This window comes from Candidatus Pseudomonas auctus, assembly GCF_048654275.1.
Classification (GTDB): Bacteria; Pseudomonadota; Gammaproteobacteria; order Pseudomonadales; family Pseudomonadaceae; genus Aquipseudomonas; species Aquipseudomonas pharyngis.
Genome location: NZ_JBJYZK010000016.1, coordinates 67,101 through 89,231, shown reverse-complemented (window position 1 = coordinate 89,231; position 22,131 = coordinate 67,101). Strand labels below are relative to the sequence as shown.

At 57.5% G+C, this 22,131-nt stretch carries 24 protein-coding genes; 14 read left to right on the top strand and 10 right to left on the bottom strand.

Features of this window, described 5'->3' with window-relative positions; all coding sequences use genetic code 11:
- The first annotated feature begins 68 nt into the window (after positions 1–68).
- From ACKUG4_RS24415 to ACKUG4_RS24390, 6 genes are read left to right on the top strand one after another with little or no spacing between them, the layout of a single operon-like run.
- Positions 69–2,969, top strand: a complete 2,901-nt coding sequence (locus tag ACKUG4_RS24415; protein ID WP_445435002.1) for a monovalent cation/H+ antiporter subunit A — start codon at positions 69–71, stop codon at positions 2,967–2,969.
- Positions 2,969–3,313, top strand: a complete 345-nt coding sequence (locus tag ACKUG4_RS24410) for a Na+/H+ antiporter subunit C (RefSeq protein WP_003192163.1) — start codon at positions 2,969–2,971, stop codon at positions 3,311–3,313. Before ACKUG4_RS24415 ends, ACKUG4_RS24410 begins: the two co-directional genes overlap by 1 nt.
- Positions 3,310–4,989: a monovalent cation/H+ antiporter subunit D gene (locus ACKUG4_RS24405; protein ID WP_445435001.1), complete on the top strand. Its 1,680-nt coding sequence runs from the start codon at positions 3,310–3,312 to the stop codon at positions 4,987–4,989. The genes ACKUG4_RS24410 and ACKUG4_RS24405 overlap by 4 nt, the downstream gene beginning before the upstream one ends.
- The gene (locus ACKUG4_RS24400; protein WP_039767025.1) at positions 4,986–5,474 is read left to right on the top strand and encodes a Na+/H+ antiporter subunit E; all 489 of its coding nucleotides are present in this window, start codon (positions 4,986–4,988) and stop codon (positions 5,472–5,474) included. The genes ACKUG4_RS24405 and ACKUG4_RS24400 overlap by 4 nt, the downstream gene beginning before the upstream one ends.
- On the top strand, positions 5,471–5,749 hold the full coding sequence (locus ACKUG4_RS24395; RefSeq protein ID WP_011334688.1) for a K+/H+ antiporter subunit F: 279 nt from the start codon (positions 5,471–5,473) through the stop codon (positions 5,747–5,749). The genes ACKUG4_RS24400 and ACKUG4_RS24395 overlap by 4 nt, the downstream gene beginning before the upstream one ends.
- Positions 5,746–6,108: a Na+/H+ antiporter subunit G gene (locus ACKUG4_RS24390; RefSeq protein ID WP_064379433.1), complete on the top strand. Its 363-nt coding sequence runs from the start codon at positions 5,746–5,748 to the stop codon at positions 6,106–6,108. The genes ACKUG4_RS24395 and ACKUG4_RS24390 overlap by 4 nt, the downstream gene beginning before the upstream one ends.
- Here ACKUG4_RS24390 and ACKUG4_RS24385 read toward each other — a convergent pair.
- Positions 6,105–6,545, bottom strand: a complete 441-nt coding sequence (locus ACKUG4_RS24385) for a DUF3995 domain-containing protein (RefSeq protein WP_007950535.1) — start codon at positions 6,543–6,545, stop codon at positions 6,105–6,107. The two genes, ACKUG4_RS24390 and ACKUG4_RS24385, sit on opposite strands and share 4 nt — an antisense overlap.
- Positions 6,546–6,639: 94 nt before the next feature.
- On the opposite strand from ACKUG4_RS24385, the gene ACKUG4_RS24380 reads away from it, so the two are divergent.
- A complete protein-coding gene (locus ACKUG4_RS24380; protein ID WP_011334690.1) occupies positions 6,640–7,026 on the top strand; it encodes a DUF2946 domain-containing protein in 387 nt (128 codons plus the stop codon).
- A 94-nt stretch (positions 7,027–7,120) separates the two neighbouring features.
- Entirely contained in the window at positions 7,121–9,253 is a 2,133-nt protein-coding gene (locus ACKUG4_RS24375) for a TonB-dependent receptor (RefSeq protein WP_445435000.1), read from the top strand.
- Between the two features lie 114 nt (positions 9,254–9,367).
- Here ACKUG4_RS24375 and ACKUG4_RS24370 read toward each other — a convergent pair whose 3' ends face one another.
- From ACKUG4_RS24370 to ACKUG4_RS24360, 3 genes are all read right to left on the bottom strand, one after another.
- Positions 9,368–10,384, bottom strand: a complete 1,017-nt coding sequence (locus tag ACKUG4_RS24370; protein WP_064597408.1) for an ABC transporter substrate-binding protein — start codon at positions 10,382–10,384, stop codon at positions 9,368–9,370.
- 128 nt (positions 10,385–10,512) lie between these two features.
- Positions 10,513–10,710 carry a hypothetical protein gene (locus ACKUG4_RS24365; RefSeq protein WP_064597410.1) on the bottom strand — a complete coding sequence of 66 codons (198 nt, stop codon included), beginning with the start codon at positions 10,708–10,710 and terminating at the stop codon, positions 10,513–10,515.
- Positions 10,707–11,177, bottom strand: coding sequence for a hypothetical protein (locus ACKUG4_RS24360; RefSeq protein ID WP_007950541.1), 471 nt, complete (start codon positions 11,175–11,177; stop codon positions 10,707–10,709). Before ACKUG4_RS24360 ends, ACKUG4_RS24365 begins: the two co-directional genes overlap by 4 nt.
- A 407-nt stretch (positions 11,178–11,584) precedes the next feature.
- On the opposite strand from ACKUG4_RS24360, the gene ACKUG4_RS24355 reads away from it, so the two are divergent.
- Together ACKUG4_RS24355 and ACKUG4_RS24350 are read left to right on the top strand one after the other, a co-directional pair.
- Positions 11,585–11,848 (top strand): hypothetical protein, encoded by a 264-nt coding sequence (locus ACKUG4_RS24355; RefSeq protein WP_064597411.1) that lies wholly within the window; start codon positions 11,585–11,587, stop codon positions 11,846–11,848.
- Between the two features lie 39 nt (positions 11,849–11,887).
- Positions 11,888–12,124 (top strand): DUF2789 family protein, encoded by a 237-nt coding sequence (locus tag ACKUG4_RS24350; RefSeq protein ID WP_039767041.1) that lies wholly within the window; start codon positions 11,888–11,890, stop codon positions 12,122–12,124.
- A gap of 6 nt (positions 12,125–12,130) precedes the next feature.
- On the opposite strand, the gene ACKUG4_RS24345 is transcribed toward ACKUG4_RS24350, so the two are convergent.
- From ACKUG4_RS24345 to ACKUG4_RS24335, 3 genes are all read right to left on the bottom strand, one after another.
- A complete protein-coding gene (locus ACKUG4_RS24345; protein WP_039767042.1) occupies positions 12,131–12,334 on the bottom strand; it encodes a hypothetical protein in 204 nt (67 codons plus the stop codon).
- A gap of 56 nt (positions 12,335–12,390) precedes the next feature.
- Entirely contained in the window at positions 12,391–13,671 is a 1,281-nt protein-coding gene (locus tag ACKUG4_RS24340; protein ID WP_445435039.1) for a methyl-accepting chemotaxis protein, read from the bottom strand.
- A gap of 609 nt (positions 13,672–14,280) precedes the next feature.
- The gene (locus ACKUG4_RS24335) at positions 14,281–14,685 is read right to left on the bottom strand and encodes a TraR/DksA family transcriptional regulator (protein ID WP_039767046.1); all 405 of its coding nucleotides are present in this window, start codon (positions 14,683–14,685) and stop codon (positions 14,281–14,283) included.
- 409 nt (positions 14,686–15,094) lie between these two features.
- Between ACKUG4_RS24335 and ACKUG4_RS24330 the strand changes: the two genes are divergently transcribed.
- The 4 genes from ACKUG4_RS24330 to ACKUG4_RS24315 all read left to right on the top strand — a co-directional run bounded on the left by ACKUG4_RS24330 (position 15,095) and on the right by ACKUG4_RS24315 (position 19,066).
- Entirely contained in the window at positions 15,095–15,700 is a 606-nt protein-coding gene (locus ACKUG4_RS24330) for a glutathione S-transferase (protein WP_445434999.1), read from the top strand.
- Positions 15,701–15,702: 2 nt separating this feature from the next.
- Positions 15,703–16,806: a DNA alkylation repair protein gene (locus ACKUG4_RS24325; protein ID WP_445434998.1), complete on the top strand. Its 1,104-nt coding sequence runs from the start codon at positions 15,703–15,705 to the stop codon at positions 16,804–16,806.
- A 95-nt stretch (positions 16,807–16,901) separates the two neighbouring features.
- Entirely contained in the window at positions 16,902–18,617 is a 1,716-nt protein-coding gene (locus ACKUG4_RS24320) for a hypothetical protein (protein WP_445434997.1), read from the top strand.
- A 74-nt stretch (positions 18,618–18,691) separates the two neighbouring features.
- On the top strand, positions 18,692–19,066 hold the full coding sequence (locus ACKUG4_RS24315) for a hypothetical protein (RefSeq protein ID WP_445434996.1): 375 nt from the start codon (positions 18,692–18,694) through the stop codon (positions 19,064–19,066).
- A gap of 178 nt (positions 19,067–19,244) precedes the next feature.
- Here the strand turns inward: ACKUG4_RS24315 and ACKUG4_RS24310 are convergent, their stop codons facing one another.
- The 3 genes from ACKUG4_RS24310 to ACKUG4_RS24300 are packed head-to-tail and all read right to left on the bottom strand — an operon-like array spanning position 19,245 to position 22,097.
- The gene (locus ACKUG4_RS24310) at positions 19,245–19,901 is read right to left on the bottom strand and encodes a DUF2931 family protein (RefSeq protein ID WP_445435038.1); all 657 of its coding nucleotides are present in this window, start codon (positions 19,899–19,901) and stop codon (positions 19,245–19,247) included.
- Positions 19,902–19,911: 10 nt separating this feature from the next.
- Positions 19,912–20,568: a DUF2931 family protein gene (locus tag ACKUG4_RS24305; RefSeq protein ID WP_445434995.1), complete on the bottom strand. Its 657-nt coding sequence runs from the start codon at positions 20,566–20,568 to the stop codon at positions 19,912–19,914.
- Positions 20,568–22,097 (bottom strand): phospholipase effector Tle1 domain-containing protein, encoded by a 1,530-nt coding sequence (locus ACKUG4_RS24300; RefSeq protein WP_039767056.1) that lies wholly within the window; start codon positions 22,095–22,097, stop codon positions 20,568–20,570. Before ACKUG4_RS24300 ends, ACKUG4_RS24305 begins: the two co-directional genes overlap by 1 nt.
- Positions 22,098–22,131: the final 34 nt, after the last annotated feature.

Below are 22,131 nucleotides of genomic sequence, written 5' to 3'. Positions count from 1 at the left end.
TCCTCGCGTTTGGCGATCCGGGAGCTGGCACGTATGATGCTTCACAAACTTCCGCAGATTAGAAGCCTATGTCCCTGATAGTTCTACTGCTTCTGCCTTTTCTGGGCAGTTGTCTGGCAGCCGTGCTGCCGCACAACGCACGTAACGCCGAATCCCTGCTGGCAGGTCTGGTCGCACTGATCGGCACTGTCTCGGTCGCGATGCTGTATCCGCAGATCGCCCACGGCGGCGTGATCCGCGAAGAATTCACCTGGCTGCCCAGCCTGGGCCTGAACTTCGTCCTGCGCATGGACGGCTTCGCCTGGCTGTTCTCGATGCTGGTGCTGGGCATCGGCACCCTCGTCTCTTTATATGCCCGTTATTACATGTCGCCGGACGATCCGGTGCCGCGTTTCTTCGCGTTCTTTCTGGCATTCATGGGCGCCATGCTCGGGCTGGTGATCTCCGGCAACCTGATCCAGATCGTGTTTTTCTGGGAGCTGACCAGCCTTTTCTCGTTCCTGTTGATCGGCTATTGGCACCACCGCCACGACGCGCGTCGTGGCGCGTACATGGCGTTGATGGTTACCGGCGCGGGAGGATTGTGCTTGCTGGCGGGGGTCATGATCCTCGGCCATGTGGTCGGCAGCTATGACCTGGACAAGGTCCTGGCCGCCGGCGATCTGATTCGCGCACACGCTCTCTACCCCATCCTGCTTCCCCTCATTCTTATCGGCGCGCTCAGCAAAAGCGCCCAGTTCCCCTTCCACTTCTGGCTGCCCCACGCGATGGCGGCCCCCACACCGGTTTCGGCGTACCTGCACTCGGCAACCATGGTCAAGGCCGGGGTTTTCCTGCTGGCCCGCCTGTGGCCATCGCTGTCCGGCAGTGAAGAATGGTTCTACATTGTCAGTGGCGCCGGCGCCGCCACGCTGTTGCTCGGCGCGTATTGCGCGATGTTCCAGAACGATCTCAAAGGGCTGCTGGCCTACTCGACCATCAGCCACCTCGGCCTGATCACCCTGCTGCTGGGTTTGAACAGTCCGCTGGCCGCTGTGGCGGCGGTGTTCCACATTCTCAACCACGCGACCTTCAAGGCTTCACTGTTCATGGCCGCCGGGATCATCGACCACGAAAGTGGCACCCGCGACATCCGCAAGCTCAACGGCCTGTTCAAACTGATTCCATTCACCGCCACCCTGGCGATGGTCGCCAGTGCGTCCATGGCCGGCGTGCCGCTGCTCAACGGTTTCCTGTCCAAGGAGATGTTCTTCGCCGAAACCGTGTTCATCAACGCCACCGCCTGGGTTGAAACCAGCCTGCCGATCGTCGCGACCATTGCCGGTATGTTCAGCGTGGCCTATTCGCTGCGTTTCACCGTCGACGTATTCTTCGGCCCGACCGCCACCGACCTGCCGCACACCCCGCACGAGCCGCCGCGTTGGATGCGTGCACCGGTTGAGTTGCTGGTGTTCACCTGCCTGCTGGTGGGGATTTTCCCGGCCCAGGTGGTCGGCCCGTTGCTCGCCGCTGCCGCGTTGCCGGTGGTGGGTGGCGTGCTGCCGGAATACAGCCTGGCGATCTGGCACGGCCTCAATGCACCGATGATCATGAGTCTGATCGCCATGTCCGGCGGCATCGTGCTGTATCTGCTACTGCGCAACCAACTCAAGCGCGGCCGCTTCAAGTATCCGCCGCTGGCGGGTCGCCTTAACGGCAAGCGAATGTTCGAACGCAGCCTGGTGGCGATGATGCGCCTGGCTCGACGCCTGGAGCGACGAATCGGCACCAAGCGCCTGCAAGCGCAATTGTTCCTGATGGTGCTGGCGGCGGTGCTGGCCGGCCTGATCCCGATGCTGCACAGCAGCCTGAGCTGGGGCGACCGGCCGAAGATCCCGGGCTCGATCGTGTTCGTGACCCTGTGGCTGCTGGCAATCGCCTGCGCCCTCGGCGCCGCGTGGCAAGCCAAGTATCACCGTCTCGCCGCCCTGACCATGGTCAGTGTCTGCGGCCTGATGACCTGCGTGACCTTCGTCTGGTTCTCGGCGCCGGATCTGGCCCTGACACAACTGGTGGTCGAAGTGGTGACCACCGTGCTGATCCTGCTCGGCCTGCGTTGGCTGCCACGGCGGATCGAAGAGGTTTCGCCGCTGCCAAGCAGCCTGCGCAAGGCGCGGGTTCGACGTCTGCGCGACTTGCTGCTGTCGATTGCCGTCGGTGGCGGCATGGCGCTGCTGTCCTACGCGATGCTGACCCGGCAGACGCCGAACGACATTTCCTCATTCTATCTGAGTCGCGCCCTGCCCGAGGGCGGCGGCAGCAACGTGGTCAACGTGATGCTGGTGGATTTCCGTGGTTTCGACACCCTTGGTGAGATCACAGTGCTGGCCGCCGTGGCCCTGACCGTGTTCGCCCTGCTGCGTCGTTTCCGCCCGCCGAAAGAAAGCCTGCAACTGCCGGCCCAGCAACGCTTGCTCGCCCCCGACGTGGTGACCGATCTGGTCAACCCGCGCTCGGCCAGCGACACCGCGCTCGGTTTCATGATGGTGCCGGCGGTACTGGTGCGCCTGCTGCTGCCGATTGCGCTGGTGGTGTCGTTCTACCTGTTCATGCGCGGGCACAACCAGCCGGGTGGCGGCTTCGTCGCCGGTCTAGTGATGTCGGTGGCGTTCATCCTCCAATACATGGTCGCCGGCACTCAGTGGGTTGAGGCGCAAATGAGCCTGCGCCCACTGCGCTGGATGGGCACCGGCCTGCTGTTCGCCACCGTCACCGGCCTCGGGGCGATGGCGGTGGGCTATCCGTTCCTGACCACCCACACCTGGCACTTCAGCCTGCCGCTGCTGGGTGATATCCATATCGCCAGCGCGCTGTTCTTCGATATCGGCGTCTACGCCGTGGTGGTCGGCTCGACCTTGCTGATCCTCACCGCCCTCGCCCACCAATCGGTCCGGGGCCATAAAACCGCTGCCGCCAAAGGAGCCGCCTGATGGAAGAAGTCATCGCAATCGCCATCGGTGTGCTCGCCGCGTCTGGGGTCTGGCTGATCCTACGACCACGGACGTTCCAGGTGGTGATGGGCCTGTGCCTGCTGTCCTACGGGGTCAATCTGTTCATCTTCAGCATGGGCAGCCTGTTCATCGGCAAGGAGCCGATCATCAAGGACGGCGTGCCACAGGATCTGCTCAATTACACCGACCCGTTGCCCCAGGCGCTGGTGCTGACGGCCATCGTCATCAGCTTCGCCATGACCGCGTTGTTTCTGGTGGTACTGCTGGCCTCACGAGGCCTGACCGGCACCGACCACGTTGACGGAAGGGAGCCCAAGGAATGACGGCGATGACTCACCTGATCGCCGCACCGATCCTGCTGCCGCTGCTGACCGCCGGCATCATGCTGATGCTCGGCGAAAAGCACCGTCCGCTGAAGGCGAAAATCAACCTGTTCTCCAGCCTCCTCGGCCTCGGCATCTCGGTGACGCTGCTGCAATGGACCCAGACCACCGGCGTGCCCGGTTCGATTGGGGTTTATCTGCCGGGCAACTGGCAGGTGCCGTTCGGCATCGTGCTGGTGGTCGATCGCCTATCGGCATTGATGCTGGTGCTGACCGGAATCATTGGCGTCAGCGCCTTGCTGTTCGCCATGGCCCGCTGGGACGGCGCCGGGTCGAGCTTCCACGCCTTGTTCCAGATTCAGTTGATGGGCCTTTACGGCGCATTCCTGACGGCGGACCTGTTCAACCTGTTCGTGTTCTTCGAGGTATTGCTGGCCGCGTCCTACGGTTTGCTGCTCCACGGCTCGGGCCGGGCGCGGGTGTCGTCGGGGCTGCATTACATCTCGATCAACCTGCTGGCCTCGTCGCTGTTCCTGATCGGCGCTGCGTTGATCTACGGCGTGACCGGCACGTTGAACATGGCGGATCTGGCCCTGAAGATCCCGCTGGTGCCGGAAGCCGACCGTGGCCTGCTGCACGCCGGCGCGGGAATTCTGGCCGTGGCGTTCCTGGCCAAGGCCGGCATGTGGCCGCTGAACTTCTGGCTGGTGCCGGCCTACTCGTCGGCCAGCGCGCCAGTCGCGGCGATGTTCGCGATCATGACCAAGGTCGGCGTCTACACCCTGCTGCGCCTGTGGACGCTGCTGTTCTCGGGCCAGGCCGGCGCTTCGGCGTATTTTGGTGGTGACTGGCTGATCTACGGCGGCATGGCGACCATGGCCGGCGCGGGCGTGGCGATCATTGCCGCGCAACGCCTGGAACGCATGGCCAGCCTGAGCATTCTGGTGTCCGCGGGGATCCTGCTGTCGGCCGTGGGTTTCGCCCAGCCAAACCTGATCGGCGCCGCGCTGTTCTATCTGGTCAGCTCGACCCTGGCGCTGAGTGCGCTGTTCCTGCTGGCCGAATTGATCGAACGTTCGCGCACCGCCATCGAAGTGCCGCTGGAAGACGAGAACGAACTGCTGCCGCGTCCGCAGGAATGGCAGCGTCCGGTCAAGGGCATCAACCTCGACGACGATCAGAAAGCGGTGGTCGGTCAGGTGATCCCATGGACCATGGCCTTCCTCGGTCTGAGCTTCATTGCCTGCGCGCTACTGATCATCGGCATGCCGCCGCTGTCCGGGTTCATCGGCAAGCTCAGCCTGATCGGTGCCCTGCTCAATCCGCTGGGCCTCGGCGCAGGCGAACCGATCTCGAATGCCGCCTGGGGCTTACTGGCCTTGCTGATTCTTACAGGCCTCGGCTCGCTGATGGCGTTCTCGCGCCTGGGGATCCAGCGCTTCTGGTCGCCCGAGGAGCGCCCGTCGCCGCTGCTGCGCAAACTGGAATGCACACCGATTTTCCTGCTGCTCGGTCTGAGCATCGCCCTGACCTTCAAGGCTGAACCACTGCTGCGTTACACCCAGGCAGCGGCCGATGCCCTGAACAATCCGCAGCAATACGTGATGGCGGTGCTCGGCACCCGCGCCGTGCCGAGCCCGGAAGCCAAGGCTGCGCTGCTGGAGGTGCAGCCATGAAGCGTCTGTTTCCGGCTCCGTGGTTGTCGCTTGCGCTGTGGTTGCTGTGGCTGGTGCTGAACCTGTCGGTCAGCCCGGGCAACCTGCTGCTGGGTGCCGTACTCGGTTTCTGCGCCCCGCTGATGATGCGCAAATTGCGCCCGCAGCGGATTCACATCCGCCGCCCGGGCACGATCCTGCGATTGTTTCTGCTGGTCGGGCGTGACGTGATCGTCTCGAACCTGCAGGTGGCCTGGGGCGTGCTCAACGCCGGTCGCCGCCCGCCTCGCTCGCGCTTCATCAAGGTGCCGCTGGACCTGCGCGACGCCAACGGCCTGGCAGCATTGTCGATGATCACCACGGTGATTCCCGGCACAGTCTGGTCGGAACTGGCGCTGGATCGCAGCATTCTGTTGCTGCACGTCTGGGATCTGGATGACGAGGCGCAGTTCATCCAGCACTTCAAGGTCACTTACGAGCGGCCGTTGATGGAGATTTTCGAATGAGCCCGCTGCTGTCGAACGCCATTCTGCTGACGCTGTTCCTGTTTTCCCTGGCCATGGTCCTCACGCTGGTGCGCCTGTTCAAAGGCCCGTCGGCGCAGGACCGGGTACTGGCGCTGGATTACCTGTACATCGTCGCCATGCTGATGATGCTGACCCTGGGGATTCGTTATGCCAGTGACACCTACTTCGAAGCGGCGCTGCTGATCGCGCTGTTCGGCTTCGTCGGCTCGTTTGCCCTGGCGAAATTCCTCCTGCGTGGCGAGGTGATCGAATGAACGCTGAACTGTCTTTGTGGGTGGAAATCCCGGTGGCGATTCTGCTGGTGCTCAGCGGTATTTTCGCCCTGATCGGTGCGACCGGCCTGCTGCGGATGAAGGATTACTTCCAGCGCATGCACCCGCCAGCGCTGGCCTCGACGCTGGGCGCGTGGTGCGTGGCGCTAGCCTCGATCATCTGTTTTTCCGCACTCAAGTCCGGGCCGGTGCTGCACGCATGGCTGATCCCGATTCTGCTGTCGATCACCGTGCCGGTGACCACCCTGCTGCTGGCGCGGGCGGCGTTGTTCCGCAAGCGTATGGCCGGGGATGATGTGCCGGCCGAGGTCAGCAGCCGACGTACTGAAACCGGCAGCTAGATCCAGGCAACAGCCAATAGCCCGGCTCCCAAAATCAAACACAGCGGCGAGTAAACCCAAGTGTCGAGCCGGGCAAACCGCGACCCCTTCACTTCCTTGAAAAAACCCACCAGCTCCGAATCGCCGATCGCCCGCGCAAACATCAACAGCGCAATCGCGCTGATCACCCATTGCAGCGCCCAGTGATGCACGGCGGGCAGCCACCACCCCACTCGCATGCACACCAGTGCGGCAATCAGTAGCAGGGCTGCCGCCACCACCAGCGTGATCCAGCCTGACGGCTTGAACGCAGGCCTGAGGGTCAGCCCGCCGTTATCCACCGGAACCTGCGGCACCACCGCCACGGCCGCCCACTGCCCACCCATCGCCCAATACACATGCATCAGGCTGATCACCGCGAATATCGTCACCAGCCATTGAGCCAACACAAAGGTCATGGTCGAGAATCCTTGAAAGGGATTTGAACAAAACATCCTAGTCGGCATTTTTCCATGTGCACGACCGATCGGCGGTGCGGTAAAGTGCCGCCCCATGAAATTCACCCGTACCGATCGCTCACTGCTGGCCTGGATGCTCTATTGCTGCGTCCTGTTCAACGTGTTCGCCTGCAGCATCGGTCACGGACAAATGGTCGGTATGCAGCTCAACGGTATCGGCGGACAGTTCTGTGCCGTCGACCCGAGCACCCAGGCGCCGCTCGCCTCAAATCCCGCCGAAGAAAAACTGCCTACCCTGGCCAAAGCCTTCGGCTGTCCGCTGTGCTCCACCGGAGGCATGGGCCCGGCGTTCAACTCCAGCCTGACCCTGGCGATTCTGCCGGAACAACACAGCCCGCCGCTGCCGGCCATCGTCAGCGCCGACCTTCCTGCCCGCTTTATCTGGCCTTCGGCCAATCCCCGCGCCCCGCCGCTCGCCTGAGTGCCCTTGCCTTTTTGATCTGTCAGCCCACTGCGCCAACGCGCGGCGTTCGCCTGTGCGCTGACTCCGAGAACAAGCATTCAGGATTCAATCAATGAAACAACTTACCTTGCTGGCGAGCCTGTGCGGCTGCCTGTCCGTCAACGCCTGGGCGCAATCCACCGTGGATCTGGCGCCGATCACTATTGACGGCGAGTCCGGCGCCGAACCCGGCCTGAGCCTCGACCAGTCCAGCGGCATGGCCTCGCGCCTCGGCCTCAGCGTGCGTGACACCCCGGCCTCGGTGGCCATTGCCAACCGCAGTGACATCGAACGTCGCGGTTCGCAAAACTTTCAGGACGCGGCCAACACCTTGCCGGGCGTGAACGCCAGTGCACCGCCGGGCTTTGGCGGGTTCGTCTCCTATCGCGGTTTCACCAGCAGCCAGATCACCCAGATGTTCAACGGCGTCAACGTTTCCGGCGGGCTGGCGCGGCCAGTGGATTCATGGATTTATGACCGGGTGGAACTGGTCGGCGGCCCGTCATCGTTGATCAACGGCGCGGGCTCGGTCGGTGGCTCGCTGAACTACGTGACCAAACTGGCCAGCCGCGCCGAGCAAGCCATTGAAGGCCGGGTCAGCTATGGCACCTACGACACCACCGAAACCGCGTTCGGCCTCAATCACGCGCTGACCGAACCCGGTGCCGACGTTCAGCATTACGCGCGACTCGACGTCAGTCACAACACCAGCAACGGCTACATTGACCGCCAGGAACGCGATGCCTGGAGCGTGGCGTTCTCGCTGCTCAGCGATCTGACGCCGAACCTGTCGCACACCCTGGCCCTGGAATATCAGGACGAACACGAAGACAGCCCGTACTGGGGCACGCCGGTGCTCAACCCCAAGGCCGGCGAGTTGAAGATCGACAAGCACAACCGCTTCAACAACTACAACGTCGAGGACGGCCGCTACGAGCAGCGGACGATCTGGGTGCGCTCGATCATCGATTACCGGATCAACGACAGCACCACCCTGCGCAACACCCTCTATCACCTCGACAGTCAGCGTGATTACCGCAACCTGGAAACCTATCAATACAACGCCGACAACAGCGCGGTGAACCGCTCCACTGCGTATCAGGTGCGACATCAGGGCGAGCAGAACGGCAACCAATTCGAACTGCGCCACGACAACACCCTGTTCGGCCTCGACACCACCTGGTCCGGCGGATTCGAATACAAGGTCAACCAGACCACCAACTCGCCGCTGAACGTCAAAGGCGCCAGCGCGGTGGACCCGAACAACTACCAACCGGGGCATTTCTATGACATCCCCGGAACGATGCCGGGTTTCGTCAGCGACAAGACCAACGAAGTCACGACCAAAGCGCTGTTTGCCGAAAACCGCCTGGCACTGACCGACAAGCTCTCGCTGTTAACCGGTCTGCGCTATGACGACATCGACCTCGATGTGACCAACCATCGCACGGTGACCGCGAGCAACCCGCGTCATTTGAAGCGCAGTTGGGAACCGGTCACAGGGCGTGTCGGCATGACATACCAATTCATACCGTCAGCCAATGTGTACGTGCAATACAGCACCGCCGCCGAGCAACCCAATGGCACGCAGGACTTCGATGTCTCGACCGGCAAGCAATGGGAAATCGGCAGCAAGTTCGACTACCTGAACGGACGCGGCTCGGCGACGGTGGCCGCCTACACCATCGAGCGCAAGGACTTCGCGGTGACGGATCCACTGGACCCGACCAGCAGCATTCCGGTCGGCCAGCAGACTTCGAAGGGCATCGAGATTGCCAGCTCGCTGCGGATCACCGAAAAGTTGCTGGCCGAAGGCAACTTCGCCTGGGTCGATGCGCAATACGATGAGTTCAACGAGAAGAACGCCGCCGGCGTAGTGGTTTCGCGCAAGGGCAATACACCGACCAACGTGCCGGACCGGGTGGGCAATCTGTGGCTGACCTATGATTTCTCGCCGCAGTGGCAAGGCGGGGTCGATGCGCGGTACGTGGCGTCGGTGTTCGCCGACACGGCCAACACCATGACCGTGCCGTCGTACACGTTGTTTGGCAGCTTTCTCAGCTACAAGGTGGACTCGCACACCACCGTGACCGGACGAGTGCGCAACCTGACGAATGAGGTGTATGCCGAGTTCGCCCATGTATCGCCGGCGTATTACCTCGGCACACCGCGCACCTTTGAGCTGGCTGTGCAAACCCGCTTCTAAAAGCTTCGCGGGCAAGCCCGCTCCCACAGGAATCGATGTGTTTTCAAAGCTCAGAGCACACCGAAAAACCTGTGGGAGCGGGCTTGCCCGCGATGAGGTCCGTTGATTCAACCTCTATTTCAAATCAGCTGAAACCTTATCTGCCACATCCTTCGGCAGCCACGCCTGCCACACATCCGGATGCGCCTTCATGAACGCTGTCGCCGCATCCCGAGGTGGTGTGTGTTTTTCACTCATCTCGGCCAGCGCCTTGTTCAGATCATCAATCGGAAAGTCGACCTTGCTGAAGAACTCGGCGATCTGCGGATACTGTTTCTGGAACGGCGTGGACACCCCGATCGACAGCTTAGAGGCCAGTGACCGGGTCGGTTTCGGATTGGGGTTGTCGGCGTCGGTCAGGGTTTTCCAGGCCTCGGCATCGAACGGCGGCTCTTCGAGTTGGATCAGCTTGAACTTGCCGAGCAACGGCGTCGGCGACCAGTAATAGAACAGCACCGGCTTGCCCCGGCGGATCGATGAACTGATCTCGGCATCCAGCGCAGCACCGGAACCACTGCGGAAATTGGTGAAGTCATTCTGCAAGCCATACGCCGTGAGCTTCTGCTTGTTCACTACCTCCGATGTCCAGCCGATCGGGCTGTTGAGGAATCGGCCCTTGCTCGGGGTTTCCGGATCCTTGAACACGTCCTTGTACTTCTTCAGATCGCTGACGCTTCGCAGGTCCGGCGCCAATGGCTTGATGCCCTTGGCCGGATCGCCTTTGATCACGTATTCCGGCACCCACCAGCCTTCGGTAGCGCCTTTGACCGTGTCGCCCAGGCTGACGACCTTGCCCTCGGCCTCCGCCTTGACCCATACCGGACTGCGCCCGGCCCACTCTTCGCCGATGACCTGAATGTCATTGTTGGCCAGCGCAGTCTCAAGGGTGATGGTGGTGCCCGGCAAGGTATCGGTCGGCAGGCCATAGCCCTTCTCGACAATGATCCGCAGGACGTCGGTGATCAGGCTGCCGCTTTCCCAGTTCAGATCGGCAAAGTGAATCGGCGCCTGTGCCGCGCTCACCGAAGGCACCACCGTCATCAGGCCGAATGTGGTCAACCCGGCAGCCAGCAACCGTCGAAATCCGTTCATGCTTTTGCACCTCGTGCCGTTCACAGCAATAGCAGGATGGCCTGACAGAAGACCGCAAGCCTCTGAATACTCAGTCAACTGACTGTAGACGAGGTTCCTGCTTTTTCAGGGGCATGACACGCACGAGGCTACTTTTCAGACATTTCCTGCAGGATCTTCAGCTCGCGTCTGACCATGCTGGCGTATTCCGCAGGCTGCAAGGCGTAGATCTGCGAGGCGACCCACCCCAGCCAGGCGCCCTTCAACTCAGCCTTTGCAGTGAACAATCGACGTGCTTCTTCACGGGCGCTGTCGAGGTTCTGCAAATGGAAATCGGCGCGGCTCACTCGCTGGCCTTGAACGTCACCAGTTCGCCCTTGCGCCACTTGGCGGCTTTGGCGGTGACGGCTTTCAGGGTTTTGGTCAGGCCTTCCTGCAGTTGTTCATTGGCGGCAAACACGGTAACCGCGCTGTGGCCTTCCTTGAACACGATGGCGTGGCCATCGGCCGTGGTGACGAACGCGTAGTCGCCCAGACCGTACACGGTCATTTTGATTTCGCGAAAGCGGATGTCCATCTTGCCGCCTTCACGGCTGGGCAGTACCGACGCGCTGAAATGATCGCCGACCTTGAGCTTGAGGCCAGGTTTGTCATCGACCACCAATGCGCTTTCGGTGTCGATCTCGGCAACGTAAATGCCTTCGGCGTTTTGCTCGGTGATGTAAACAAAACGTGATTGAAACTGCTTGACCAGCTTTGCCCGCAAATCACCCAGCACGAACAAAGCATGCATATCGAGGTTACTGACTGCCAAAGAAACATCCCCACACTTGAAAAGAGTGCCATACGCGAAAGCGCGCACAGCAGAAAAAGTCGGCCGGGCCGAAGGTGTTGCGCGATGACTCGAATATACGCCTGAGCGAGCGAAGTGCTCATTCAACGCGAGTTGCACAAGACTACTGGAATGCCACTCGCGAAACCTGCAAAGACGTTCTCCAAATGTTGAAGGAAAACGCATCACGGCCGGCCAGGAAAAACTGACTACGAACTTTAGGGAAAAAACTCACCAACAAAAGCATTTTTCCGACATATCGCACGCAAAAAATTGCTTTAGATAGCGCCATGCCGACAACAGGTGTTGGCGATTCTAGAGCAGCGATGCTGTTCGCGACTACCCGCAACACCCTGTAAATGCGGGTCAATCCATGAAAAGGACTTCATATGTGCACTATGACGCATTTTGCCGTGACTCACGAACCCGCCTTTGCCTTGAACACTCCAGCCTTCGAGACTGTTCCTGCAATCGAGTGTTGCGGTCAGGCACCGTTGTTTCAGGTAATCCCGGCGGGCAACGGCTTTTTCCATATCAGGGAAAAGTCGACGGGGCTTGTCAGAGGTTTCCGTGAGAATCACAACGCCGCTTGCGCCCTCGCCCGTTCACTGGAATCCCGGATCGAACTCCTGGCCAGCGAGCACCTCAGATAAAGAGAGCGATCGACCCCACCATCCTTCAAGGAGTAAACCATGGAACTGCCTGCGTACAATCTGACAACCCTGTTCGACCAATTAGGGCTGCCTTCGGAGGAAACGGCGATCGACGACTTCATCGAAGCCCATCCGCTGGATGCCGATACCAAGCTGATCGACGCCGACTTCTGGAGCCCACAACAGGCGCAAATGCTCAAGGAGTGGCTGCGGGCCGATGGCGAGGAAGCCATCATGGTCGATGAGCTGAATGTGCGCCTGCACCGGGGCAAGTAATCTTGATCAGTGCAGGCTGTCACCGGTTTCAGCGCTCAATTGCGCCAGCCATGCGGCCCTGCACTCTTCCGCCTCGTTACGACTTGCAAACGCAGTGCCCCGGCGTTCGCCATTGAGCAGCACCACCCAGCAGACACTTTGCCCCATCGCGCGCAGACCGGCGGGTACACCGCTGCCGATCATCACCGCGACATCGACTCTGCATTGCATGTTGACCTCCCAACTTCATTAGCAACCTAACTATGTGGGCATGTTAATGATTTGGATCAAGAGGAAACAGCAACGCCGCTGCACAGCTTAATTGCAGTTCCGGCAACAATGGCTGAGCGCGGCTTCTCCGGTTTATAGCCCAGACGCAACCCGCCCCAATGCCGGCCCTTGACCATGATCGGCACCGACAGGTCGTGCATCAACTCGCCGGTATCGCGGGTGTAAGTCTGCAACAGCACCGGTTGCTGGTGGCTGCCGCAACGGATTCCGGTGCGGTCGGCAAATTTGCGTTTGGTGCGATTGTTGACGGTATCGACCTGCACATTACCGGTCAGCGGTTGGCTGAATGCCTGATTGTGGGTCGGCACATAACCCTGCTGCGTGCAGGCGATGGCGAACACCAGACCTTCGTGACGCGGCAGTAACGGTTCCTGGATGGCCGGCAGCACCTGATCGGTGTAGCGATCAAAACGAGTCTGGAACTTGGCGGGCTGGGTGTCGGGAATCGGTTGATATTGGCGGTCGAACAGGTCTTCAAGACTAATGCGTCCCTGCTCGACATCGGCCTCGAACCGCGCGGCAATCTGGCTAGCCCCTTCGCGGGCGAGGTCGTAGATGCGTTGGTGATAGTCATCCAGCCCGACTTCGGCCAGACGCTCGCTGATGGTTTCCGCCTGCCCTTCCATCTGCACGGCGGCCTCGGCCAGACGCCGGGTCTGCTGGTCGCTGATCGCCAGATCGCTGCGCATCTGTTCGATGGCGGTGAACAGGCTGTCGAGCTGTTCACGATTGGTTTCCGCGCCTCGGGCGATTTCGCCAACCTGGGTTTCCACCCCGGCCGCCAGTCGCGCAATGTTTTCCAGGTGCTGACCGGTGTGTTCGACCTGCTCGACGCCCGTGTGCAAATCGTCGGAGAGCTGGCGAATCTGCTCCACCACCTGCGCCGTGCGTTGCTGGATGTCGGCGACCATCTCGCCCACTTCACCGGTGGCTGTCGCGGTACGCGCCGCCAGACCGCGCACTTCATCCGCCACCACCGCAAAACCACGACCGTGCTCGCCGGCCCGGGCTGCTTCGATGGCGGCATTCAATGCAAGAAGGTTGGTCTGACTGGCGATGGATTGAATCACCAGCGTCACGCGCTGAATGTCATCGCTGCGCTGGCTCAAGGCTTCGATCAGTTCGCGGCTGGCATTGGCGCGCTGGCTGAGCTGATGCATGCGCGAAATGGAATCCACCAGCTCGGTGCGCCCCGCCGCGCTGCTGTGATGGGCTTCGCTGGCAGCGCCCAAGGCTTCACGGCTGAGCTGCGAAGTGGCTTGCTCAGTGGCGATCATCACTTCAGCGTTGTTGACGATCTGCGCGGCGGCGTCGAGTTGCGATTGAAGCTTGCCGGCCAGCTCCTTGACGGAAAACGCCACGCCAGCAGCTGATAGCGCGTTATGACTGGTGGTGTAGGAAAGGTCGCGAGTCAGCTCGGACATCGCGTTGCTGCTGTCGACCGGTTGCGCATCGGGAACCGCCCGGGAACGCAGGCGCGGCAGCCAGACGATCAGCACCGCCAGCGGCATGCCGATGTACAAGGGCCATTCGCCCAGGCTCATCCCGGCCAGCAACAGCATCAGGGCGATGCTTTGCAGGGTCGGCGTCAACCAGCGATTCTTCGGCAAAACAACTGGTGCAGGCAGAGCCGCAACCAGAGATCCATCTCTCGTCATTTTGTTACCCCACGCTTGTTCTCATTGTTGTGACTGCATTAAACGCCACTACAAAGCCATTATCCATGGTCCGTTAGTCGTGGGTCTGTGGCAGGTCAATGGAATGGCGGGGAGACTTTCCGGCAGACGAGAAAAAGCAAAGATCGCAGCCTTTTGCAGTTCCCGGAGAAACTGCAAAAGGCTGCGATCTTTTCGCGACGACCCGCATTGAAGGAGTCGCCTCAGGAATCAGGCCTGACGCTGGTGCTTGTCGATCTGCTCGTGACGCTCTTGAGCTTCGATGCAGTACTTGGTGGTCGGGCTGATCAGCAGGCGTTTCAGGCCGATCGGCTCGCCGCTGTCGTCGCACCAGCCAAAGCTGTCTTCCTTGATACGCTCAAGGGCCTGCTCGAGTTGCGGCAGCATGCGCTGGTCACGATCGATCGCGTTTACCAGCCAGGTGCGCTCTTCTTCCACCGATGCGGCGTCCGCCGGGTCAGCCGGGGTGTCCAGGCTCTCGATGGCAATACGGTTCTGCTCAATGCGCTCATGGGTTTCGACTTTCATGTTCTGCAACAGCTCTTGAAAGAAAGCGTGTTGCTCGGCATTCATGTAGTCATCTGCCGGCATGGCCAGCAACTTGTCCTTTGTCATTGATATCTCTATAAAAAACGTGCATTAAGGCGAATTAGGGAGCGTTCCGGCGAACCGCCTGCGGTCATCGGAAAGGCATCGTTTATTGCAAACGCCACCCGGCACTCAATTTACGAAGGGGCGGCAGTCTAAGGCCCGTTTGAGGCCTCAGCAACTGTAAATACCGGGAATTTGTCCGACAAGGCCCGGAAACTGCTCTGACACAGGCTTCACAGCGCTCATCGGAGTGCGTTTATAGCAAGAAATTCAGTCGAGCGGCTGTATATAGAAGACAAACGTCAGACGAGCGGCGCTTTGTCGCAATTTGTCACGGTCGCTGACCGTAAAACCCACCCCTCTCAAAGACTGACAAATCCCCCCAACCTCGGCTACGTTATGCGCTCCCCGGTTCGACTTGAAGGAACGCGTCATGAAACTGATCGGCATGCTGGACTCCCCTTACGTGCGCCGCGTGGCGATCTCTGCCAAATGCCTGGGGGTCGAACTGGAACACGACCCGGTCTCGGTGTTCCGCCACTTCGAACGTTTCCAGCAGATCAACCCGGTGGTCAAGGCGCCGACCCTGGTGCTCGATGACGGCGAAGTGCTGATCGACTCGACCCTGATCCTCGACTATCTCGAAGCCCTGTCCGGCAAAACCCTGCTGCCCGCCGACCTGCCGCAACGCGCCAAAGCCCTGCGCCTGACCGGCCTCGGCCTTGCCGCCTGCGAAAAAGCCGTGCAGCTCTACTACGAACGCAACCTGCGCCCGGCCGACATTCAATACCAGCCGTGGGTCGAACGCGTCGAAGGTCAACTCGCCGCCGCCTTCACCGCCCTTGAACACGAACTCGAAAAACACCCACTGCCCACCGACGGCCCTCTCCAGCAGGACGGCATCACTCTCGCCGTCGCCTGGAGCTTCACCGGCCTCGTCGTCCCCGACCAGATCGACGCTCAACGTTTCCCGCGCATAGCCCAATACACCGCGTACGCCGAAAGCACCCAGGCGTTCATCAACACCCCGATGACCTGACCATGAGCGCCACCGAAACCGCCGCCCCGGCCCTCAAAGAAATCTTCAACGCCGAACGCCTGCAACACATCGCCACAGAAATGAGCGCCGTGTACCCGGCATTCAAGGCCAAGGCATTTCTCAAGCACGCCAACGACGGCCTCGCCGACCTCTCCGTCATGCAACGCATGGCCCGCGTCAGCGAAAGCCTGCACGCGGTGCTGCCGCTGGATTACGCAGATTCCCTCGCTGTGCTGCGCGAACTTGCCCCGCGACTGAACAGCGGCTTCGTGAGCATGTGCCTGCCGCACTACGTCGCGTGCTACGGCGCGCACGCGTTCGACACTTCGATGGAAGCCCTGAAGTACTTCACCACCTTCGGCTCCTCCGAATTCGCCATCCGCCACTTCCTGCGCAGCGACCTGGAACGCTCGCTGGAACTGATGCACGACTGGACCCGAGACGAAAACCACCACGTCCGAAGACTAGCCAGCGAAGGCAGCCGCCCTCGCCTGCCGTGGTCGTTTCGGCTGGAACCGGTGCAGGCGGATCCGCTGTTGGCTGCCGGGATTCTCGACCGGTTGAAGGCGGATGAAAGTTTGTACGTGCGCAAGTCCGTGGCGAATCATTTGAATGATGTAACCAAGGAGCATCCGGAATGGGTGCTGGATACGGTTGAGGGGTGGTCACTGGAGAACAGGCACACGGCGTGGATTGCCAGACATGCGTTGCGGAATTTGATCAAACAGGGGAATTCGCGGGCGCTCACGGTTATAGGCGCAGGGGCGAAGGCTGAGGTTGAATTGCTGGATGTGAAAGTGGAGCCGGCGGTTGTGCGGCTTGGGGATACGATTACATTGTCGTTTACCGTGCGGTCGTTGGTGCCGGTGGAACAGCGGTTGGTGATTGATTATGCGATTGACTATGTGAAGGCGAATGGCGGGACTTCGGCGAAGGTTTTCAAGTTGAAGACGTTGGAGTTGGCGGGGTTTGAGCGTGAGGTTGTTGCGCGGCGACAGGTGATTAAGGATTTCACTACGAGGAAGCATCATGCCGGACAACATCAAATACACCTCTTAATTAATGGCGTCAACTATAAAACCCCCTCATTCGAATTACACCTATAACCAATAAACCAAATAAATATAAGACACAACCGAGAAAAACCAACATAAATTACAAACCTCAGGGCTTTAGGTGGTAAAACTCAGGAGCAAGACACATGTTTCATCAACCCAAGATATTCTTAATCGATATTGAGAAAGAGGCCCATGAGACCATACTAAAAAAATGGTCAAGCGTGAACTCCGGCACATTAGGAACGCCATACCATGTTTCATCTTCAAGCCACTGGGACCCAGTAATCCAACCCAAATCCCTAAAAAACTTCGAAGAGTCGGATATAGTAATAGTTGACCTCGCATCAAAAGAAATAACGATGCATGCGCCACACGGGAAACATGCTCCAGAACAAGAGACCGATTTATGGGCAAAATGCGACAAAGGATGGATTGATGCTCGAACTAGAACATCTCTTCTGATAAAAGAAAATCTAGACCGAATAGTCAAAAACGGAGGAATACTTATCGCTTTTTCTGCGCCTGACAGTCCAATGAAATTTCAATGGGCATATGCTAACCGCAACAATCTAGTTACAGAAAATAAAATTTCAGGAGGAGTATGGAATCTAACAACTCCTTTCGAACGATTAGAACTCATTCCAGAGTCAGGATCAACGATTGAAATTACCGAAGACTCCTTGCTAGCAACGCTTCTCAATCGACATCTGCAGGATGCAAAATTTACATGCACTTTCAGATATTTGTGGAGCAAGGATACCGCTTGGAGAACGATTGCCAAAAACAAATTCGACATGAGCGTTTCTGCGATTACAGAATATGGAAAAGGCCTAGTCATAATAGTTCCCCAAATCATCAGCAAGTCAAGTTTCATTGAGGAACTATTAGAAAGCGTTCTTCCAGAACTAAGACCTGACTTATTTACAGAAATCGAGCGAGGCAAATGGACTCATCTGCCCGAGTACGAACTAGAACGAATTAAAGAACTAGAAAATAGAAAAAACCTGATAATATCCGAAAAAGAAAAAGAGATAAATGAAATACTAAAGGAAATTGCCACACAGCGAAAAACAAATGGCTGGATACACGACTTACTTACAACAACAGGCGACGACTTAGTAACCGCTATTAAAAACGCTCTTTCGGAGTTAGGATTTAAGCATATCATCGATGTGGATGAGATTCGGGACGCCGAGAGCAAAAGTCGCCGCGAAGATCTTCGCATAGAAGATGGTGAGACGTTGTTAGTCGTAGACATCAAAGGTGTTAAAGGGCGCGCAAGCGACGATGATATAATGCAAGCAAACAAACACGCATTAATCAATATGAGAGAACTAAAAAAAACCAACATACAAGGCCTATCAATAATCAATCAGCAAAGAAACATACCTCCTTTAGACAGAGACAACGCCAATGCATTTCGAAAAGAGATATTGGATTTCGCGGGCGAAACCGGTCTTGGACTTTTAACGACTTTCGACCTATACCGAATGGTCGTCAACAAGCAAAAGCACAACTGGCCAACAGAATTTATTAAACCAATCTTTTATCACCACCAACGAATTTTCGCGATTCCAACCCACTACCTATACATAGGCACAGTAGACAAAATATTCACCGATTTCTTCGGCACGCACATTACAAACAACACAATCACAGTTGGTGACTTCCTAGCAATAGAAGGAGACATTTATTTCTCGGAATTTGAAGTAAACTCAATCCAGATAAACAACACTACCGTTGAAACTGCTACCGTGGGTGACTCGGCAGGATTCCGGTGGCCAGAAAGCATGGGGAAATTACGAGAAAACATGCGTGTTTATGCAATCCCAAAATCAGCAAAACAACGATCCAATTAAAAATCTACACATCTATGTAACCATTCAAAAACAAATGCAAAACCACGCAAAACAACCACATAGAGAAGCAGACCATGACAGACCAATTAATCACACAAGATGTCGCATTAAAGATAGCTAGCGACGCTCAATTCTGGGCAGCACTGATCGCATTACTAGGCGTACTGGTTGGCTCAATTGTATCGATAATTGGAAACCTATTGATTTATTGGTATCAAAACAAAAGAGCAAACTCACTAGACAACCTGAGAAAAAAACTATTGAAAAAAATGCTCGACAACTCAAGATTTCCGGAAGGTCGTTCTTTAGAAACTCTATGTCGGGTTACAGGCGCCGAGCCTGAAAACTGTAGACGTTTGTTAATTGAACTTGGTGCTCGAGGTTTTACCCTCACGCGTGGCGGAGAAGGATGGACATATGTAAAAAATCGCGAATGGTCAGAACAATAGTGCTCACATTATCAAAAGAAGGGCGGACTCCTCGGGAGCCCCCCCCTCCCCCGTGTTTCTCAAGCATTACCAATTGCCTTACGGAATTCCAAACTTCTCTATATAGAGAAAAATGGGGACGCATCTATTTATCAAAAGACCCGTCCTATCTTTCCGACTCCCCCCAGTTTTCCCAGAATTACCAACTGCCATATGGAATGCCGAATTGGTCGATATAACGCTTGGATTTTTCACTGACAGGATATGCGTAACGCCCATGGTTTTTGCTTTGGTTTGGACCCAGCGGTTCAATCTCAGCTTGCGTCCTAGCCATTTTGACCGGGTGATGACATGAGTCTCTAACCCACACTTGCACAACTCCGCCCGGCGCCAACCCTAAATAAACCGAAGAAATATAGGTGGCCGTTTGATCCGGTGTCTTCGCGCATCGCTGATTGATCGATGTCAGCATTAGTTGCCTGGCTTCTTCCGGTATATCCACCCAAGCACGATAGGTCTGAGGCTCCACAATAGATTGCCAACGAACAAAGATTCGCTTGGGAAGATCGGCGCCTACTACTGCTTTTGCAGAGCCGCCTACGCCATGCCAACCTCGGGCTGACTCTGTGCCATCCTCTGGTTGCCCGCCCGAAGCGGAACCCCCGCCGGTGCGTAGGAACGTTCTTCCTTTGATGTCTTCCACCGAAGTATCTTCCACCCAAACCTTCATGTAGTGAGGTTCTGTGAAACCCAGCTCCCACCATTCGGACTTGGGATCATTTTCGCCTGACAACGGATCGGTCAAATGACAACCAGCAATCAACACCACACATAGAAAACTTATGAATGGCCTCATTTGCTGACTGTTACCAGCTGCCGTACGGAATGCCAAATTTCTCAATGTAGCGTTGCGACTTCTCACTGACCGGATAAGCGTAACGCCCTTGGTTCTTACCCTGGCTCGGACCAAGCGGTTCGATTTCGGCTTTGGCCCTGGCCACTCTCACTGGATGGTGGCACGAGTCCCTGACCCAGACTTGTACAACCCCGCCGGGAGCCAGTCCCAAGTAGATAGAAGCGGAATAACTCGCTTGCTCCTTCGGAGTTTCCGGACAACGCTGATCGACCGACGTTCTCATTAATTGTCTGGCCTCTTCGGGCACATCCAACCAAACACTATAGGTCTGAGGTTCGACAATCGATTGCCAACGCACGTAAATGCGTTTGGGGAGATCTGCACCAATTACTGGCTTTGCAGCAGCGCCTACAGCGTGCCATCCACGTGCAGATTCTTTACCGTCTTCAGGCTCCCCACCAGCGGCCGTACCTCCTCCCGTACGTTTGAACAGCTTGCCGTTTATATCTTCGACGGCACTGTCCTCCACCCACACTGTCATATAGTAAGGCTCAGTAAATGCGAGCTCCCACGACTCGGACTTAGGGTCGCTTTTGGCAGACAGCGGGTCCGCAGACTGACAGCCAGTCATGAACAAAGCACAAAACAGGGTTACAAAAACTCTCATTACCAAAGCGTCCAATCAGGTACGTGTGGGTGTAGCACGCGGATGGCATCGGCGGTAGGGGCGTTGATGTATACCGCATTTAGTCCGCTGCCATCTCTGCGGCCGAGTGGATGGTTCCAGTTTGCGGACATATGAATGTACTTGAGTTTCAGCAACTGCTCCTCTTCAGGCGTGGTGCTGTAGTCACCCGCAACGAACCGATCACACAAAGCTTGAAGTTCTGCGGGGACGGTCAAATCCGGAGTGTCAGGAATATCGTTGAATCGAGCGCCTTTCTCTTTTGCCAGATGATGCATCACTCTCAGGTAAACCCTGGATAGCATGCCACTCACCGGACGCTTGAGCTGTACAGCTGCGTAAACACGTTTAGCGCTTGGACTCAGCCGATCTTGCGGACTATTCGGCACCAGAAGCGCTTCTGGAGTCACAATCTCAAGCATGTCTGCAGGCCATCCCTTGGATAACCACTGGTTTCTAACATTAACCGCATCGCTGTAGATCGAGGTAGTCACGACGTCGGTGTTCAATGGCACGATCAGTGTTTGCATTGGGCTAACAAGAACACACTCCTGCGCTTCCTCCAGATACCCTCCGCCGATGTCGGAATGCACTCCAGGCAGAATAATCTCCAGATGATCAGGTTTGACGCGACTGAGTGCGAAGTTGGCTCTGCATTCATCACGAGCAACCAACTGAGCGACATCACTGAAAAAACGACGATCAAGGTAAAGCTTGATACCCGTCGCAATTGGACTTTTGATGTTTCCCAAATTCGACCAACCAGCAATCGAGGGCACTGTATCGAATAAGCCGATAAACCCCATATTGATGTCGCTTTTATACTGGTCATTGAATCTAGGACCGAATGCTCTCGGTAGATTTCGCAGTACATGACCAAGAGGGCCGCGACTGGTGCGAACAATTTCGTTGGCGAAATGCCGTGCGGCTGCGGCGCCACGACTGAAACCAAACGTATCGAACGTCAGTGAGGTGATTTCACTGTCCGGGTTATCTTCCAGGACTCGATTGATCGCTTGTTGGATCATGGGAAACACGGACTCGACTCGCCCTGCGACACCTGTTTCTCCGCGCCCGGTACCAGCACCGAGTGTGCTGTCTTTTTCGCCAGATCGCGTGCCGATGCCCTCGACGTAGACAACGCGGGAGGCTCGTCCCCCTTGCGCTACAGGAACCGCGTCATACAGCTCACTCAGCTTTTTGATATTGCTGACATCGTTGCCATAACTACTATCCGGATCACTCATATACGGCTTGCAACTCGCATCAATATCTTGAGCCGCAATCGGATGATGAGCACCGCACAGAAGCCCGGCCGCCGCGTTATTGGCATTATTCCCCGTCCCATCGAAGAACACTCCGATCCGCAGGGCTATGCCAATTTTTTCACGTGCCGATGCCGGTTCCTTCCCGTGTTTCTCATATTCAGCCCAACGCTGGGCATGAATATCGACGGGGTCGGTTCCTTTGTTGCGATAGTTTTTTGGCGGGTTGGGAATGTAGCCACTCAATCCTTGATTCCTTCTTCTGATCCTTGAAGAACGG